Source organism: Acetobacter senegalensis, from assembly GCF_001499615.1.
Lineage (GTDB): Bacteria > Pseudomonadota > Alphaproteobacteria > Acetobacterales > Acetobacteraceae > Acetobacter > Acetobacter senegalensis.
Window position 1 is genome coordinate 1,548,706 of the sequence record NZ_LN606600.1, and the last position, 16,429, is coordinate 1,565,134.

A 16,429-nucleotide genomic window follows, 5' to 3' on the forward strand; every position below is an offset into this window, starting at 1 on the left:
AGATAAAAACGGAGAACAGACAAATGGCAGTCAAAATCGCTATCAACGGCTTCGGTCGCATTGGCCGACTCGTCCTGCGCGGGCTGATTGAAAGCGGACGGACCGATGTTGTCCCTGTAGCGATTAACGATCTTGGGAGTGTGGAAGACAACGCGCATCTGCTCAGCTATGACAGTGTGCATGGACGCCTGCCCGCGGATGTGCGCGTGGATGGCAACAAACTGATCATCACGACACAGGGCCGCACCTGGGACCCGATCACGGTTTCCGCAGAGCGTGACCCGTCCAAGGTACCGTTTGAAGGTGTGGATGTGGCCATGGAATGCACAGGCCTGTTCACCTCCAAGGAAAAAGCACAGCCGCTGCTGAAGGCTGGCGCCCGCAAGGTGCTGATCTCCGCCCCCGCAACAGATGTGGACGCCACAATCGTGTTTGGCGTGAACCAGGACGTGCTGACGCCGGATATGACGGTGATCTCCAACGCCTCCTGCACCACCAACTGTCTGGCCCCCGTTGCCAAGGTTCTGGAAGATACGTTCGGCATTGAACGCGGTTACATGGTGACCATTCACTCCTACACGGGTGACCAGCGCACCGTGGATACCCTGCACAAGGATCTGCGCCGTGCCCGTGCCGCTGGCCTGAACATGATCCCCACCTCCACCGGCGCGGCCCGTGCTGTGGGGCTGGTTCTGCCACACCTGAAGGGCAAGCTGGATGGCACCGCCATTCGCGTGCCCACGGCCAATGTGTCTCTGGTCTCCCTTGATTTCGTGCCGAAAAAAATCCCGGGCTCTGTTGAAGACGTCAACAACGCCATCAAAACGGCAGCTTCATCTGGTCCGCTGAAGGGCATTCTGGCGTATTCCGATGCGCCACTGGTCAGCTCCGACTTCAACCATGCTCTGGCGTCCTCTACGTTTGATGCAACCCAGACTTCTCTGGTGGATGGCGGCAAGCTGGTTCGTATCTGCTCCTGGTATGATAACGAATGGGGCTTCTCCAACCGCATGGCTGATACAGCCGCTCTGTTTGGAACTCTCTAATGGCCATGATCCCTTTCAACACGCTGGATAAGCTTGACCCTCGCGGCAAGCGTATCCTGCTGCGTGTCGATCTGAATGTTCCCATGAAAGATGGGGTTATTTCTGATTTCACCCGTATCGAGCGCATTGTTCCCACCATTCGGGAACTGGCCGACAAGGGAGGCCGGGTGATTGTGCTCAGCCACTTTGACCGCCCCAAAGGCAAAGTGGTGCCGGACATGTCGCTCCAGCCCATCGCCACGGCGCTCGCCACGGCTCTGGGCAAGCCTGTCAGCTTTGCGCATGACTGCATCGGCCCGGATGCGGAAGCTGCTGCTGCATCCCTGAAAGACGGCGAAGTTCTTCTGCTTGAAAACACCCGGTTCCAGCCGGGTGAAGAAACCAACGCACCCGATCTTTCCGCAGCCCTGGCTAATCTGGGCGATGTGTATGTGAACGATGCGTTTTCTGCCGCGCACCGGGCCCATGCCTCCACCGCTGGCGTGGCCGAGCATCTGCCCGCCTATGCAGGCCGCCTGATGGAAGCGGAAATTGCAGCGCTGGATGCAGCGCTGGAAAATCCGGAACGTCCGGTTGGTGCGATTGTTGGTGGGGCCAAGGTCTCCACCAAACTGGCACTTTTGGAAAACATGCTGGAAAAAGTGGATGTTCTGGCTGTTGGCGGTGCCATGGCCAACACATTCCTCGCAGCAAAAGGCTACAAGGTTGGCAAGTCTTTGAAGGAAGAAGACATGCTGGACACAGCCCGTCAGATCATGGCGCAGGCTGAAGCCAAGAAGTGCGAGCTGATTCTGCCTGTTGATGTTGTGCTTTCTGAAGACTTCATGGCCGGAGCCCCCACTGCTGTTGCCCCGGTTACGGATATTCCCGATGGCTGGATGGCGCTGGACGTAGGGCCTGAAACCGTCAAACTGCTGAAAGAAAAACTGTCGGGCCTAAAAACGCTGGTCTGGAACGGTCCGCTAGGCGTGTTTGAAATGCCTCCGTTTGACGAAGGCACAAACGCTGTTGCGCAGGAAGCGGCACGCCTGACCAAAGCCGGTGCCCTGAAAACCATTGCCGGTGGGGGAGATACCGTTTCCGCCCTGCGCCATGCTGGGGTTCTGGAAGACATGACCTATGTTTCCACCGCTGGCGGTGCGTTTCTGGAATGGCTGGAAGGCAAGGTTCTGCCGGGTCTGACCGCCATCAGCACCACGCTGGAACGCACCATTCCCATCTAAAAACCTTAAGAAAATCGCTTCCTGTTTCTCATTCTGATCAAAAACAGGAAGGGTTCTTCAGAAAACGCCGGAGCATGTCTGCTTCCGGCGTTTTTTCTTTCGTGCCTCTCTTTTGTCTATCCCGCGCTTTTTGGTTTCCGGCCTTTAGCATTCATTAAAGCCACTCCGCTCAAGATGATGGCGCCGCCAAGCAGAATTCTGAATGTGGGCACTTCTCCGGCCAAAAGAAACGCCAACACCAACGTGGTGGGAGAAAGCAGATAGAGCAGCCCAGAAGACCGCGCCACGCCCAGATGCCCCACCACATAGGCCCACGCCCCATAGCCCAACACTGCGGGAAACAGACCTAACTGGAGCACCAGCCCCCATGTACCTGGTCCCGCAATACTCAGGCTGTGCCACGCTTCGGCCCACCAGGGTGCCAGCAATACAGCACCCACTATCAGGATATACGCCGTGGTTGCCAAAGCACCATAAGATGCCACCAGTTTTTTCTGGAGCGTGTTGTAGAGGGCGGCAGAAAACGCTGCCCCCACAATATCCGCAGCGCCGGAACCAAACGCAAGGCCACCCGGTTGGCTGCGTGCAATCAACACCACACCGGCAAAGCTGACCAGAGACCCCACCCAGCCCCATAAAGAGAGACGTTCCCCCAGAAACGCAACCGCAATAAAGGCTGATATGAGGGGTGAAAAACTGATCAGCAGGCTTGCTGCACCAGAAGAGACCGTCTGCTCACCTACATTGAACAGAATGTTATAAAGCGTAATGCCGACTGCGCCACACAGCACAAAACGCGGCAGATCCTGTACGCGTGGCAGCAACGGCCGTTTCCAGACCACCCACACCAGCGCCACAATGGCCGCAACCGCATAGCGTGCCGCAGCCAGAGGAATGGGTGCCATACTATGCAGCGCCATGCGCACAACGGGATAAGCGCTCCCCCAGGACACCAGCGCCAACGCTGCGGCCAGCATGGTTCCATGCCGGAAGACATGCGTCTTTCGGGCTCCCGCAGGCTTATGCTCCATACATCCTGCCCCTGTCTTGCACGCCAGTGCCTATTCCCGGCGCAGTACCTGATCGGTCATGAAAGACGCCAGCTTTCCGGCCACAAAATCGCGCTTGAGCGCCACTTCATCATATTCATCCCGCACCCAGTCCAGAAACGGCAGGCGTCCTTCCGCTTCGGCCTGATAGCGCATGAAAAAGGCATCCAGAATCCCTGTGCGTGACCCCCGAAAATGCCCATATCGCCAGGAGAGTTCCTTGAGCGCACGTGCAACGCTCCCGCCTTCAAACAGAACCACCAGCCCAGATGCCAGCCCCGCGCGGTCTGCCCCAGATTTGCAATGCATCAACATGGGAAAGGCAATACTCTGGTAAAGGAAAGCAAACCGCAAAATACGATCCCGGTGCGGCGCGCCCCGGCTTTCAAAAGCCATATCCACGTGTGCCAGACCCAGCTTGTGCGCTGTAGAGCGGGAAAGGGCATCCGAACCACATTTTCTGTGCCCACGTAAGTTAACAAGCGTGCGCAGCTGATACCGCTTCATGGCCCATTTCAGCCGCGCAGGGGTAGGGTGGTTGCACCGGTATACCTTACCCGGCACCACGGTATGAAAGTTGGTCCACACCAGCCGAAATACGGCGTGGTCAACAAACAGGCTATCCGTCCAGGCCCGTGTACGGCCCGCCAGAGAAGTCAGTTGGCCGTCAAACACGACTGCAGAAGCTCCTGATCATAAAGGGGTCATGATGTGTTCCACCCTCTGGGGCGTGGCGTCAATCCATTCTGCGTTACCTGCCCTTCAGGGAATGGGCCGATCGTCCAGTTTCAGGCACAGAAACGCAAGGTCCAGCCACCGCCCGAACTTGGCTCCTACCTCCTTCATCACGCCGGTTTCTTCAAACCCCAGCGCCTTATGCAAAGCGATTGAACCCTCATTGCCAGCCTCTATGCCCGCCACCATAACGTGCAGGCCATCCGCTTTCGCCCGGTCGATCAGGGCCTCCAGCAGCAGGCGACCAATTCCTTTCCGCTGATGGTCCGGATCAACATAAACCGAATGCTCAACCGTGTGCCGATACCCGTCAAACGCGCGCCATGGCCCGAAGCTGGCATATCCTACCACCTTCCCTGCCTTGTCCTGCGCAACCAACACCGGATACCCTGCTACCTGCCGTTCCCTGATCCATCTTTCACGGTCAGGACCATCCACAACCCGTTCATTCCAGATCGCCGTACTGAACTGCACATTATGATTATAGATATGCGCTATGGCTGGCGCGTCTTGTTCTGTTGCATTCCTGACCAGCATACCGTGCCTTCTTACCTTTGCCGAACTCTGAGGGGTATTTGAAAAGCCTGTCACATCCAGCAGGCGGGTCTTTTTCTGTCTGAATGCGCTCGTCTCTCGTCCGCACGGGCTCATGCAATGGCCCTTTAATCTACCTGCCCCGCCTCGAAAATCCGCCTCAGCGTCTTAACTGCTGACTTTCCAATTCCCCCTTTAAAAAGAAGCGGCGAAAAACCTGTCTGTCCAGTCTGACGGATCTTTTTATGTCTAACCTACGGCACTTTTTTGCATGCACTGCCGCCGAAGGCCGCATTCAAAGGGATGCTACCTGCCTCAAAATTGCTTTTCCCTTAGCATGACTGCGCCCCACACATGCGATGGGTCATGACGGTTTCAACCAGTCATCTTAGCGCCGAAGATCCGTCCTACTTGCTACCCTTCCATTCGTCGGAGTTGTCATCAGGATTAGCTCATAACGCCTTCTGCTATGGGGAATGTGTCTGGTTTGTGCGGTCGTCACGTTGCTCGGGTAAGGTCAGCTTATAGAGATCAAAGGAAAACCGTTGATCTTTTTGCGGGCGAGCATGTCGCGTATTCAGTGAGTAAATACGCGTGTAATGCGTTGCCAGCCACTGACACAGAACTGGTTCCACCAGATTACGGGCACACCCTGCATAAGGCGTTATGACATATGCAGGCCTGCGCAGAAGATCCTGCATATAACGCTTCCACGCGTTCTCTTTCCCGAACAGAATATCTATGTGTGTGGGAAATAGATAAACATCGAAAGGACGCAAATCAGCGAGGTAAAATGTCTCGTGACTGCCGCGAATATTCAGAACTTTTTGCGTCCCGATTTCTTTTGACAGAAAAGCATAGTCCACCCGATTATAATATAGTCTTTCATCCATGTTCTTCCGGGTATCCTGAATCATGCCCCCAACGAAAAAAAACGTGAATGGCACGAAACAGTAAGTTGGGAAGACGTATTTTTTCTCAAACAGGATCGCGGCCATGATGGCAGCAGGCGCAAAGCACAAAATAAAATAATGCTCAAACGGATGTCCTGATAGGATAACTGCGGGAAGGGATGACAAAAACCACAATAATAGAACAAGTGTTTTCCTGTCCTCCCCTTTCAGGGTAAGGGGGAAAACCCTGATCCAACCTTGAAGCACGGGAAAGAGGAGGACTGTGTAAATGGCGCACCGGAGCACACTCCGCATACGGGCTTTAAGGGAAGCCCCATAATGATGCAGAAAGGCGCTTTGCATGGAAAAATATGCCTGTAACGCACCATGACCAACCACAAAATAAGGTGCGAATAGCAGCGCCAACCCCGTCACCAGCCCTAATCCTGCAAGCAGGATATGCCTGATGCGAAACCAGCCGGGAGCCAGAAACAGAAAAAGGGACGGCAGAAACAGGCAGACGGCTGAGAGATAATTGACATTTACGATGCCCGCAAAAACCAGTCCGGCACCAAAAAACTGTAGCAGTTTTCCCTGAGTATTCCCTTGATAAAGCAACCGGAGAAACAGGGCTTCCCCCGCCACCAGAACCGTTTCCGTATTGGCATCCAGAATACCAAACACTGATCCACCCACCGTCAGGATCAGCCACGCCAGCACTTTGTTAAAAGGCCCGAAGGCACGGCAGAACCAGACAAAGGCGCCCATCAGCAAACAGGCCAGAAGTTCGAATTTTCCATAAGGAAGCGGAATAATCTGGTCCCACACCGCATAAACCAGATAAACGGCCAACGGTTTATGATCAAAGGCATAACTGTATGGGAGAAGATGATCGCGCAGAATACCGCGCCCGATTATGACGTAGTACGCAATATCTCCATTTGAAAAAGGCAGCACGCTGTAGCTGGCAAAATAACAGAGCGCCAGAAGAAGGATAGAACAGAGCAGAAGCACAGGTATTTTTGTTATCTCTGCACCCTGAGCCAGAGACTCCAACATCCTCTGCTTCATTCTGGAAAAAGAAACCATTCTTCCCGCATATCCTCCCATTATGGCATGTGCCGTTCAGCATTTTAGCTGAGCACGCCATATCACGAGAGGGTATGTACCCAACCCTTCCTCACGCATTTCAGAAACGCAAAAAACAACCCCCACGCTGTCATCAAACTGCGTGGGGGTTGCTCAGTTCAGAATGAAGGTCCTCTCTCTTACAAGACAGACCATCATTTTAGCAGCGTTGAGGAGAAAGACTTCTGACTGATGTCAGAGCTTCCGCTCAATCTGAAGTTCCTTGATACGCCCAATTGCCTTGGCCGGATTCAGGCCTTTGGGGCAGGTCTGGGTGCAGTTCATGATGGTACGGCAGGCATACAGCTTGAACGTATCTTCCAGAGAATCCAAGCGGTCGCCCGTATGTTCATCACGGCTGTCCGCAATCCAGCGATACGCTGCCAGAAGCACGGCAGGACCAAGATAACGGTCACCGTTCCACCAATAGGACGGGCAGGAGGTTGTGCAGCAGAAGCACAGAATGCACTCCCACATCCCATCCAGCTTTTCCCGTTCTTCAATGCTCTGGCGGCGCTCTGAATCCGGCGGCGGCGCGCTGTCAGACTTCATCCACGGTTCAATGGAACGCAGTTGAGCGTAAGCACCATCAAGGTTGGACACCAGATCCTTGACAATCGGCATATGCGGCAGCGGATAGATGCGCACATCGCCCTTGATGTCCTTGATGGGCTTCAGACACGCCAGCGTGTTTTCACCATCAATGTTCATGGCGCAGGACCCGCAGATTCCTTCACGGCAGGAACGCCGGAATGTCAGCGTAGGGTCCACTTCGTTCTTGATATGGATAATGGCGTCAAGCACCATCGGCCCGATTGTATCAAGATCCAGTTCGTAGGAATCAACAACCGGATTTTTGTCATCATCCGGTGTCCAACGGTACACCTTGAATGTTCTAACGTTTTTGGCCCCGGCTGGCGCGGGAAAGGTTTTGCCTTTCCCGATCTCGCTGTTGCGCGGCAGTCTGAGTTCGACCATCTTTACCTCCCTTATTCGCCCGTTCGTGCCGACAGATCAGTAAACGCGCTTTTTGGGTGGGAAGACCTCAACATCATTGGTGAGTGTCTTCATATGAACCGGACGGTAAGTCAGCGACACGCTGCCTTTGTCATCCAGCCAGGAAACGGAATGCTTCAGCCATTCCTTGTCATCACGGTCGGGGAAGTCATCCCGCGCGTGGGCGCCACGGCTTTCGTGCCGGGCCAGACCGCTTTCAAGGGTTACTGTCGCGTTGGCCAGAAGGTTTTCAAACTCCAGAGCTTCCATCAGATCACTGTTCCAGATCAGTGATGAGTCAGAAACGGAGATATCACCCAAACCGCCCCAGATTTCGTGAATCTTGTCCACGCCTTCCTGCAGGCTTTCCTGCGTACGGAACACGGCAGCATGGGTCTGCATGTCACGCTGGAGACGATCACGCATGGCGGAGACTTTGGTTCCACCCTTGGCATAACGCAGCTTGTCCAGACGATCGAGTGCGGCTTCACCTGCCCCTGCTGGCAGAGGTTTTACAAAGTCCGTGGGCTTCACAACTTCTGCTGCACGCTTGGACGCCGCACGCCCGAACACGATCAGATCGAGCAGGGAGTTCGTGCCCAGACGGTTAGCCCCATGCACGGACACACAGGCGGCTTCACCCACCGCCATCAGGCCCGGCACAACGGCATCAGGATTATCAGCCGTTGGGCGGACAACTTCACCATGAATATTGGTAGGAATACCGCCCATGTTGTAATGCACGGTCGGCAGAACCGGCACAGGCTCCTTGGTCACGTCCACACCAGCAAAGATACGGGCGGTTTCAATAATGCCCGGCAGACGCTGGTGCAGCAGATCAGACCCCAGATGCTCCAGATGCATCATGATGTGATCTTTCTTCGGACCAACACCACGGCCTTCCTTGATCTCGATGGTCATGGCGCGGGAAACAACGTCACGCGATGCCAGATCCTTGGCCGTTGGCGCATAACGCTCCATGAAGCGCTCGCCTTCAGAATTTGTCAGATACCCACCTTCACCACGGCAACCTTCCGTCAGCAGACAGCCGGCGGGGTAGATACCAGTCGGGTGGAACTGCACAAATTCCATATCCTGCGTAGGCAGGCCAGCACGCATGGCCATACCGCCGCCATCACCCGTGCAGGTGTGGGCTGAGGTGCAGGACTGATAGGCGCGACCATATCCACCGGTTGCCAGAACAACCATCTTGGCATTGAAACGATGGATCGTGCCATCATCCTGACACCACGCCACAACACCACGGCAGGCGCCTTCATCATCCATAATAAGATCAATGGCGAAGTATTCGACAAAGAACTCAACGTTATGTTTCAGGCACTGCTGGTACAGCGTATGCAGAATGGCATGGCCGGTACGGTCAGCAGCGGCGCAGGCACGTGGCACAGGGGCCTTGCCGTAATCGCTCATATGGCCGCCAAACGGGCGCTGGTAAATCTTGCCTTCTTCCGTGCGGGAGAACGGCACACCGAAATGTTCCAGTTCCTGCACGGCGGGCACGGCCTCACGGCACATGAATTCAATGGCGTCCTGATCACCCAGCCAATCAGACCCCTTTACGGTGTCATACATGTGCCAGCGCCAGTTATCTTCCGCCATATTTCCCAAAGAAGCTCCGATACCCCCCTGGGCGGCAACGGTATGGCTCCGTGTGGGAAAAACTTTGGTCACGCAGGCAGTTTTGAGGCCAGCGGCCCCCATGCCCAGCGTAGCACGCAGGCCGGATCCACCTGCACCCACAACCACAACATCATAAGCGTGGTCAATAATCCGGTAGGCTCCCCGTGACGGAGAGGTATTGGCATTCATCGTGACGGCGCTCCCATGTGCGTTCGGCCTGTCATGTCTTCAGGTTCGTGCCGCGCAGATCCTGTCAGGCAGGCGGCACAAGGCTCAGAGTTTTTTCAGGATTTCTGGCTGTTGCCCGCCGCCACCAGCTTGATGACCGCAAACACGCCCAGAAGTCCGATCAGAGACGTTCCAATTTTCACCAGAATTCGCGTGGGCAGGTGCGCCTTGCCATGCACGTAATCATCCACAATCACCTGCAGACCCATCTGGGCATGGTAGAATGTGGTGATGATCAGTGCGGTAAGCATTGTGGCGTTCACCGGCTTGCCGCCCCATTTCACCACTTCCGCGTGATCAGCCCCGCCAAGACGGAACATCTGAACGACAAACCACGTTGAAAGAGGAAGAAGAGCCGCTGCGGAAACACGCTCCGCCCACCAGTGCCCTACGCCAGATCCACCTGCGCCCAGCCCACGTGCACGGCCAAGCTGGGAGCGCATGACCTCGATATGAGAAACAGAAGCGTTCATGTCAGCCTGCCTTCCTTGCCTTGGCGCGGGAACGTGCCCGGCCACCCGCCACACACAGAAGGGCACCGGCCAGAACCGTGCTCACCCCAGCGGTAACACCAACAGCAACCGGCCCATCCTTGTTGATTTCCGTCTTGTCATAGCGGTAACCGCTATCCCAGATCAGATGGCGGATGCCGCCCACCGTGTGGTACACAACAGAAGCCAGCCATCCCACCAGCAGAAGCTGGCCAACCGGATTACCTGTAACCTTGCGTGCCGTTTCAAAAGATTTCGGCCCCTTGGCGGCGGCGGCAAGCCAGAACACGCCCAGGGCCGCTCCCGCTGTTGCTGCAACACCGGTCAATCGGTTCGAAATGGAAAGAACCATGGAGAGCCGATAGCGGTAAATTTGCAGATGCGGCGACATAGGCCGCTGAATGAGTCTGCCGTCACTTCGGCTCCCTACGTAGAGGGCCTTCCGGATATCCTGCATTGTCAGCCTCGTATCCCGTCCGTCTATCCCTACACTGGCTTAGTGCCAGCGTTTCTGCATTGATTTCGTCCTACGCCCCACCCGCAGAGTGGTCAATTCAACCAGGCAACACGACACCGAGAGGCGGGGCCGCCTCACTCAGCCGTGTTTGGGAAGGAGGTCCAGGGCGATCATAGTTTCAGCAATCTGAACCGCGTTCAAAGCCGCACCTTTCCGCAGATTATCGGACACACACCAGAAAGCGAGACCGTTGGGAACAGTGGGATCGACACGAAGGCGTGAAACGTAGGTTGCGTCTTCCCCAACGCATTCAATTGGAGTCACATACCCGCCGTCTTCACGCTCATCGCGCAGAATCACGCCATCTGCCTCACGCAGCACTTCACGCGCACGCTTGATATCCACAGGTTCTTCAAATTCGGCCACCACCGCTTCAGAATGACCGATAAACACCGGAACCCGCACACAGGTTGCAATCACGGAAATATCGGGATCAAGAATCTTCTTGGTTTCCACGGCCATTTTCCACTCTTCCTTGGTTGCCCCGTCATCCATGAAGCGGTCAATCTGCGGAATGCAGTTAAAGGCGATCTGTTTCTGGAACTGTTCGATCTTGGGCGGATCGTTCACAAAACTGCCCCGAGTCTGGGCAAACAGCTCATCCATGCCGTCCTTGCCCGCGCCCGCAACGGCCTGATACGTGGCCACAACCACACGCTTGAGCGTAAACAGATCATGCAGGGGCTTGAGCGCCACCACCATCTGAATGGTTGAACAGTTCGGGTTGGCAATAATGTTGCGCTTCATGCGCTTCAGGGCATCCGGGTTCACTTCCGGCACCACCAACGGCACGTCCGGCTCCATACGGAAGTGGGAGGTATTATCAATCACCACGCACCCTGCCTTGGCGGCAACCGGCGCATATTTGGCGGAAACTGCCCCACCTGGAGAGAACAGGGCAACGTCCCACCCCGTAAAGTCAAAGGTTTCAAGGTTCTGTACTTTCAGAACCTTATCGCCAAAGGAAACCTCACGCCCGGTAGAGCGGGGAGATGCCAGGGCCACAATCTTGTCAACCGGGAACTCCCGCTCCGCCAGTGTCTTTAAGATTTCACGCCCAACCGCACCTGTGGCTCCGACAACTGCAACCCGATACCCCATAACGTTCCCTATCTTCTGTTCTTGTTGAATGCCTGACCGGGCGGCGAACCTAGACCAAACTGGACATAAATGGAATTGTTCCTCTCCCGGCAGGACCATAAAAAGCCCTGTTTTTCAAAAGGCGCCCCTTGTGGAGTCGCCCACGCATAAAGGAGAGCGGTCTTGGTTCAGCTTTCACCCACATGCATCCCGGCGGGGGCTCCTGTTGCCCCGGCCGCCACGCAACCGGCACCGGCTGGCACGCTGGTCATTCTCGGCGCGGGGGGAGATCTGACCCACAGGCTGCTGGTTCCGGCCCTGTATGACCTCACCTGTAACAAATTCCTGCCTGATGACTTCCGAATTATTGGCGTCAGTGCGGAAGACCTGACATCCGCCTCATGGAAAGCCTCCCTACGCGCCAAGATGGAGACGTTCACTCAGGACAGCCATGCGGAATTCTATACACCCAAAATAGATGAAACCGCCTGGTCCTGGCTTACCGAGCGCATGACCTATCAGGCACTGGATTTTACGTCAGTTGACGCTGTTAGTACCCTTGCTCGGGATATTGGCGATCGGAATGCTGTTTTCTATCTGGCCACGCCACCGCGTTTTTTTGAACCTGCGGCAGAAACGCTCGCCAAGGCTGGTCTCCTAAAGGAAACAGACAATCGGTTCCGCAGACTGGTTATCGAAAAACCGTTTGGAACGGATCTCCAGTCCGCTCAGGCGCTGAACGCGCACCTGCTCTCCTTCCTTCAGGAATCACAGATCTACCGGGTTGATCATTTTCTGGGGAAAGAAACCGTTCAGAATCTGCTTGCCCTCCGCTTCAGCAACCTTCTGTTCGATCCGCTTTGGCGGTGCGAGTATATTGATCATATCCAGATTACCGCCGCAGAAATACTGGGGGTAGAAGGCCGCGGCGTGTTCTATGACGCCACAGGGGCCCTGCGGGATATGGTGCCCAACCATCTGTTCCAGATTCTGGCGCTGGTAGCCATGGAACCCCCTGCATCGCTTGAACCAGAAGCCATTCGAAACGCCAAGCAGCAGGTTTTTGAGGCCATCCGGCCCATTTCTCCCCAAAATGCCGTGAGAGGCCAATATGAAGCTGGCCTGATAAAGGGGCGCATCCTTCCCGCGTATCGGGACAGCAAGGGCGTTTCCCCCGACAGCCGGACCGAGACCTATACTGCGCTGAAGATCGAAATTGACAGTAAGCGATGGAAAGGAGTGCCGTTTTACCTGCGCACGGGCAAAGCGCTGGACTCCAGCGTGACGGAAATTGTGGTGCAGTTCAAACAGACAGCTCATCCGCTTTTTCATACGGCGGAGGGCGCAGCCCAGACTCCTAACCGCTTTGTCTATAATATTCGTCCGGAAAAAGGAGCGGATCTGCACTTCAATACCAAGCAGCCAGGCCCGGAAACCATAGTGAAGGAAGTTGTTTCCCAGTTCCGGTATGAACAAGCCTTCGGCAGCATTCCCAATGTCGGGTATGAGACCTTGCTGTATGACTGTCTGCAAGGCAACGCCACCCTGTTTCAGCGTGCCGATAATATAGAAGCTGCCTGGCGGGCGGTAGACCCGGTTCTGAAGGCGTGGGCCAAAGACCCTGCGCCGCCCGAACCTTACAAGGCGGGCACGGACGGCCCAGCCTCAGCATCCGCCCTGCTGGCACGGGATGGCCGCTGCTGGGCACCGTTCTCTCAATTAAAAGAATAGGGCCCAAAAGAAGCCCTCAGGCCAGAACGCCGGTTTCGAGGGTTTTCCGAACACCCTGTGCTTTAAGGGCCTGCCGCATTTCTACAAACTGTGTGACAAACGCATCTGATTTTTCCAGATCCCAGCCAGAGAAAACACTCATCTCCAATGCCTTGGCTGGGTCAGCATCAAATGCCAGCTTTTTATCCTCATCTGTCAGGTGCGGTTCCAGCACATCATACGCAGCACCCTTTTCATCCCGCCCTGCCAGATAGGCGCAAAAGCAGGCCAGCAAAAAGGCTATCCGGCGCGCGTCACGCCCCTGCGCAACAACACCTGACGCGGTCGGCCTTATAAAAACCGGAAGCTTGGAGGCGCTATCAGACGCAATGCGCACAAGCTGGTCACTTATGGCCTTGTTGCGAAAACGGGAGAGCAGCAGCGCCCCGTATTCCTGCAACGCCATACCGGGAGGAGCCTGCAAAAGAGGCTCCGCATCAAACCCCAGAAACTGCTGCAGCAGAGCGTAAAGGCTGGCGTCCTGCATGGCATCACTCACAACCCGGTACCCCATCAACACACCGGGCAACGCCATCATGGAATGGGTTGCGTTGAGCATACGCAGTTTCACCTGCTCATAGGGCGCAACATCCTGTGTAAACAGAACGCCCACTTTCTCCCAGTCAGGGCGGCCTGAGGAAAACGTGTCTTCCACCACCCACTGAATAAAATCTTCACAATAAACCGGAGCGCGGTCTTGTATGCCGCTTGCGGCATCCAGACGCTGAATATCAGCTTCCCGCACAGCGGGCGTGATACGATCAACCATGCAGGAAGGAAACGCCACGTTCTGGCTGATCCAGCCAGCCAGATCTTTATCCCGCTGTTCGGCCCAGCCCACCAGAGCCTTGCGCGCCACATGCCCGTTATGAGGCACATTATCGCACGACAATACGGTAAACGGCACAACGCCAGCCTCGCGTCGCAACCGCAGGGCTTCCGCCATGACACCAAAAGCAGAATGGGGAACCTGCCGTGCCAGATCCTCCACCATATCGGGATGGCTATGCATGAACTGTCCAGCTTCATCCATATAATAGCCACCTTCCGTAATGGTCATGGTGACCACCCGGATAGCCGGATCAGCCAGACGACAGATGGCCGCAGCCCGATCCGCCGGGGCGTGAACATACTCCACCAGGGACTTGATCACCCGCACCACATCCGGTTTATCCGCCGGGCATTCCGTAAGAGTGTAAAGACCGTCCTGCGCCTGCAATGCCGCAGCCTTCGCCGCTTCTGCGGGTGTATCCAGCAGACCGACACCAACAATTCCCCAGCCGCCCTGTTCGGGCAGAGCGAGAACACGATCCACATACACAGCCTGATGAGCGCGATGAAAATTTCCGACGCTCAGATGCGCAATGCCCGGCCGCACCGCGCTGCGGTCATAATCTGACATCACGACCGTTGCGGGCAGATTACCCAGGGTCTTCATACTCAGTTCCATCAAGCTGTCCTCTGCTCTTCCTGCCGGTTCATGGCAACCATGAAACCTTTATTTCAAGGGCAGGAAATCTCTTTTCAAAACAAGGCTTTCTATAAGTCATGTCTGCCCTAGAAAGGAAACGTGGCTTTTTTTGATACAGGTCAATGCAGCTTTTTGCATGGGCCGGCGTAATTCAGAAAGAGATAGAGTTGAATAGGAGCCATGGTCTCCAAAAACAGCGTGAAAAACACCAGAAGCCGCAGAAGCATCTGTATCGCTCAGAGTGAATGACCGCGAAAAAACGCTGCCGGGATAAGAGATGTGTGGTGGTTTCTTGGGGGTAAAAAACCAGTTGGAAGCCTGACGTTGAAGCATCCACCCGACCACAGAGAACCTTCACGCACCAGAAGCCCGGCACCGACCACGCCAACTGACTTTCCGCTCCGTTCCTGGCAGTTGGCGGGGCAACACGATCTTTCAACCACAAGGGCTGTAGAATTCATGCTTTTCAATCTCTTAGCCCGAAAGCCCCCTCTTGTTCTTCCAGCCAAAAACCGGCAGGGAGGGCCTCTGCCTGCCCCGCAGGTGGCCTGTAAGAATAAGATAAAGAATGAAAGTTAAGGAACTATGTCAGGAAAAATGAAAGCCGCTGTTGTTCATGAATTCGGCAAACCGCTGACTATTGAAGAACTGGACATTCCCGACATCCGGCCAGACCAGATTCTGGTAAAAATGACGGCCTGCGGCGTTTGCCATACAGACCTGCATGCCGCGAGCGGCGACTGGCCCAAGAAGCCTACCGTTCCCTTTATTCCGGGCCATGAAGGCGTAGGCGTCGTTACCAAGGTTGGCAGCAACGTAACCTGGGTGAAGGAGGGGGATGAAGTTGGCGTGCCGTGGCTTTACTCCGCCTGCGGCCATTGCGAACATTGTCTGGGCGGCTGGGAAACCCTGTGCGCCAAACAGCAGGAAACCGGCTATTCCGTAAACGGCTGCTTTGCCGAATATGTGGTGGCAGACCCCAACTATGTTGCCCGCCTACCCAAGGGGATAGATCCCGTGAAAGTCGCCCCGGTGCTGTGCGCTGGGCTGACGGTGTATAAAGGTCTGAAAATGACAGACACCAAAGCTGGCAACTGGGTTGCCATTTCTGGTGTGGGCGGCCTGGGCCAGATGGCCGTGCAATATGGCGTGGCCATGGGCCTGAATGTGATTGCGGTTGATATTGATGATCAAAAACTGGCTACCGCCCGGAAACTTGGCGCAGCTCTGACCGTTAATGCCAGGACGACAGATCCCGCCGCCTTCATCCAGAAAGAGGTTGGGGGTGTGCATGGCGGCCTGATTACCGCTGTTTCCACAAAAGCCTTTTCACAGGCAATGGGTTATGTGCGGGCAGGGGGCACGCTGGTTCTGAACGGACTGCCGCCGGGAGATTTCCCAATTTCGATCTTCGATATGGTGATGAAAGGCACAACCATTCGCGGATCCATTGTGGGGACCCGGCTTGATATGATTGAAGCTCTCTCCTTCTTTGCAGAGGGCAAAGTGACTTCCGTGACCCAGACCGACAGGCTGGAGAACATAAACAATATTTTCACACGCCTTGAGGAGGGAAAGGTCGAAGGCCGTATCGTGATCGACTTTCGCGCCTGATCTCCGTCAAGGG

14 protein-coding genes are annotated in these 16,429 nt (G+C 55.4%); 4 read left to right on the forward strand and 10 right to left on the reverse strand.

The genetic code is table 11. The annotated features are described in order from the left end of the window. Positions 1-23 precede the first annotated feature (23 nt). Both gap and ASN_RS06870 read left to right on the forward strand, forming a co-directional pair. On the forward strand, positions 24-1,046 hold the full coding sequence (gene gap, locus ASN_RS06865; protein WP_058987695.1) for a type I glyceraldehyde-3-phosphate dehydrogenase: 1,023 nt from the start codon (positions 24-26) through the stop codon (positions 1,044-1,046). Beyond that, complete coding sequence (locus tag ASN_RS06870; protein WP_058987697.1) at positions 1,046-2,269, forward strand: phosphoglycerate kinase; 1,224 nt, start codon at positions 1,046-1,048, stop codon at positions 2,267-2,269. Before gap ends, ASN_RS06870 begins: the two co-directional genes overlap by 1 nt. Positions 2,270-2,385: 116 nt before the next feature. On the opposite strand, the gene ASN_RS06875 is transcribed toward ASN_RS06870, so the two are convergent. The 9 genes from ASN_RS06875 to ASN_RS06915 form a co-directional block, all read right to left on the reverse strand. Further along, on the reverse strand, positions 2,386-3,300 hold the full coding sequence (locus ASN_RS06875; protein WP_082666608.1) for a DMT family transporter: 915 nt from the start codon (positions 3,298-3,300) through the stop codon (positions 2,386-2,388). A gap of 30 nt (positions 3,301-3,330) precedes the next feature. Continuing rightward, a complete protein-coding gene (locus tag ASN_RS06880; protein ID WP_058987699.1) occupies positions 3,331-3,993 on the reverse strand; it encodes a fused DSP-PTPase phosphatase/NAD kinase-like protein in 663 nt (220 codons plus the stop codon). An 87-nt stretch (positions 3,994-4,080) separates the two neighbouring features. Next, positions 4,081-4,590: a GNAT family N-acetyltransferase gene (locus ASN_RS06885; protein ID WP_058987700.1), complete on the reverse strand. Its 510-nt coding sequence runs from the start codon at positions 4,588-4,590 to the stop codon at positions 4,081-4,083. Positions 4,591-5,054: 464 nt separating this feature from the next. Then, positions 5,055-6,569: a hypothetical protein gene (locus ASN_RS06890; RefSeq protein ID WP_157765132.1), complete on the reverse strand. Its 1,515-nt coding sequence runs from the start codon at positions 6,567-6,569 to the stop codon at positions 5,055-5,057. A gap of 234 nt (positions 6,570-6,803) precedes the next feature. Beyond that, positions 6,804-7,586: a succinate dehydrogenase iron-sulfur subunit gene (locus ASN_RS06895; RefSeq protein WP_006557561.1), complete on the reverse strand. Its 783-nt coding sequence runs from the start codon at positions 7,584-7,586 to the stop codon at positions 6,804-6,806. Positions 7,587-7,622: 36 nt separating this feature from the next. Beyond that, positions 7,623-9,434: a succinate dehydrogenase flavoprotein subunit gene (gene sdhA, locus ASN_RS06900; RefSeq protein WP_006557560.1), complete on the reverse strand. Its 1,812-nt coding sequence runs from the start codon at positions 9,432-9,434 to the stop codon at positions 7,623-7,625. Between the two features lie 95 nt (positions 9,435-9,529). Then, complete coding sequence (gene sdhD, locus ASN_RS06905) at positions 9,530-9,946, reverse strand: succinate dehydrogenase, hydrophobic membrane anchor protein (RefSeq protein WP_006557559.1); 417 nt, start codon at positions 9,944-9,946, stop codon at positions 9,530-9,532. Between the two features lies 1 nt (position 9,947). Further along, positions 9,948-10,421, reverse strand: a complete 474-nt coding sequence (gene sdhC, locus ASN_RS06910; RefSeq protein ID WP_035378917.1) for a succinate dehydrogenase, cytochrome b556 subunit — start codon at positions 10,419-10,421, stop codon at positions 9,948-9,950. 138 nt (positions 10,422-10,559) lie between these two features. Next, positions 10,560-11,582 (reverse strand): aspartate-semialdehyde dehydrogenase, encoded by a 1,023-nt coding sequence (locus tag ASN_RS06915; RefSeq protein ID WP_006557557.1) that lies wholly within the window; start codon positions 11,580-11,582, stop codon positions 10,560-10,562. Positions 11,583-11,744: 162 nt separating this feature from the next. On the opposite strand from ASN_RS06915, the gene zwf reads away from it, so the two are divergent. Continuing rightward, positions 11,745-13,292, forward strand: a complete 1,548-nt coding sequence (zwf, locus tag ASN_RS06920) for a glucose-6-phosphate dehydrogenase (protein WP_058987705.1) — start codon at positions 11,745-11,747, stop codon at positions 13,290-13,292. A 16-nt stretch (positions 13,293-13,308) separates the two neighbouring features. Here zwf and ASN_RS06925 read toward each other — a convergent pair whose 3' ends face one another. Beyond that, complete coding sequence (locus ASN_RS06925; protein ID WP_058987706.1) at positions 13,309-14,781, reverse strand: mannitol dehydrogenase family protein; 1,473 nt, start codon at positions 14,779-14,781, stop codon at positions 13,309-13,311. Positions 14,782-15,387: 606 nt separating this feature from the next. Between ASN_RS06925 and adhP the strand changes: the two genes are divergently transcribed. Next, entirely contained in the window at positions 15,388-16,416 is a 1,029-nt protein-coding gene (gene adhP / locus ASN_RS06935) for an alcohol dehydrogenase AdhP (RefSeq protein WP_006557552.1), read from the forward strand. Positions 16,417-16,429 lie beyond the last annotated feature (13 nt).

What these genes read in the sequence shown, in the direction of transcription:
- ASN_RS06915 (WP_006557557.1), bottom strand. Translation starts at nt 11,582, where the DNA reads ATGGGGTATCGGGTTGCAGTTGTCGGAGCCACAGGTGCGGTTGGGCGT.
- ASN_RS06890 (WP_157765132.1), bottom strand. Translation starts at nt 6,569, where the DNA reads ATGGTTTCTTTTTCCAGAATGAAGCAGAGGATGTTGGAGTCTCTGGCT.
- ASN_RS06870 (WP_058987697.1), top strand. Translation starts at nt 1,046, where the DNA reads ATGGCCATGATCCCTTTCAACACGCTGGATAAGCTTGACCCTCGCGGC.
- ASN_RS06895 (WP_006557561.1), bottom strand. Translation starts at nt 7,586, where the DNA reads ATGGTCGAACTCAGACTGCCGCGCAACAGCGAGATCGGGAAAGGCAAA.
- sdhA (WP_006557560.1), bottom strand. Translation starts at nt 9,434, where the DNA reads ATGAATGCCAATACCTCTCCGTCACGGGGAGCCTACCGGATTATTGAC.
- ASN_RS06925 (WP_058987706.1), bottom strand. Translation starts at nt 14,781, where the DNA reads ATGGAACTGAGTATGAAGACCCTGGGTAATCTGCCCGCAACGGTCGTG.
- sdhC (WP_035378917.1), bottom strand. Translation starts at nt 10,421, where the DNA reads ATGCAGGATATCCGGAAGGCCCTCTACGTAGGGAGCCGAAGTGACGGC.
- ASN_RS06885 (WP_058987700.1), bottom strand. Translation starts at nt 4,590, where the DNA reads ATGCTGGTCAGGAATGCAACAGAACAAGACGCGCCAGCCATAGCGCAT.
- adhP (WP_006557552.1), top strand. Translation starts at nt 15,388, where the DNA reads ATGTCAGGAAAAATGAAAGCCGCTGTTGTTCATGAATTCGGCAAACCG.
- ASN_RS06875 (WP_082666608.1), bottom strand. Translation starts at nt 3,300, where the DNA reads ATGGAGCATAAGCCTGCGGGAGCCCGAAAGACGCATGTCTTCCGGCAT.
- sdhD (WP_006557559.1), bottom strand. Translation starts at nt 9,946, where the DNA reads ATGAACGCTTCTGTTTCTCATATCGAGGTCATGCGCTCCCAGCTTGGC.
- gap (WP_058987695.1), top strand. Translation starts at nt 24, where the DNA reads ATGGCAGTCAAAATCGCTATCAACGGCTTCGGTCGCATTGGCCGACTC.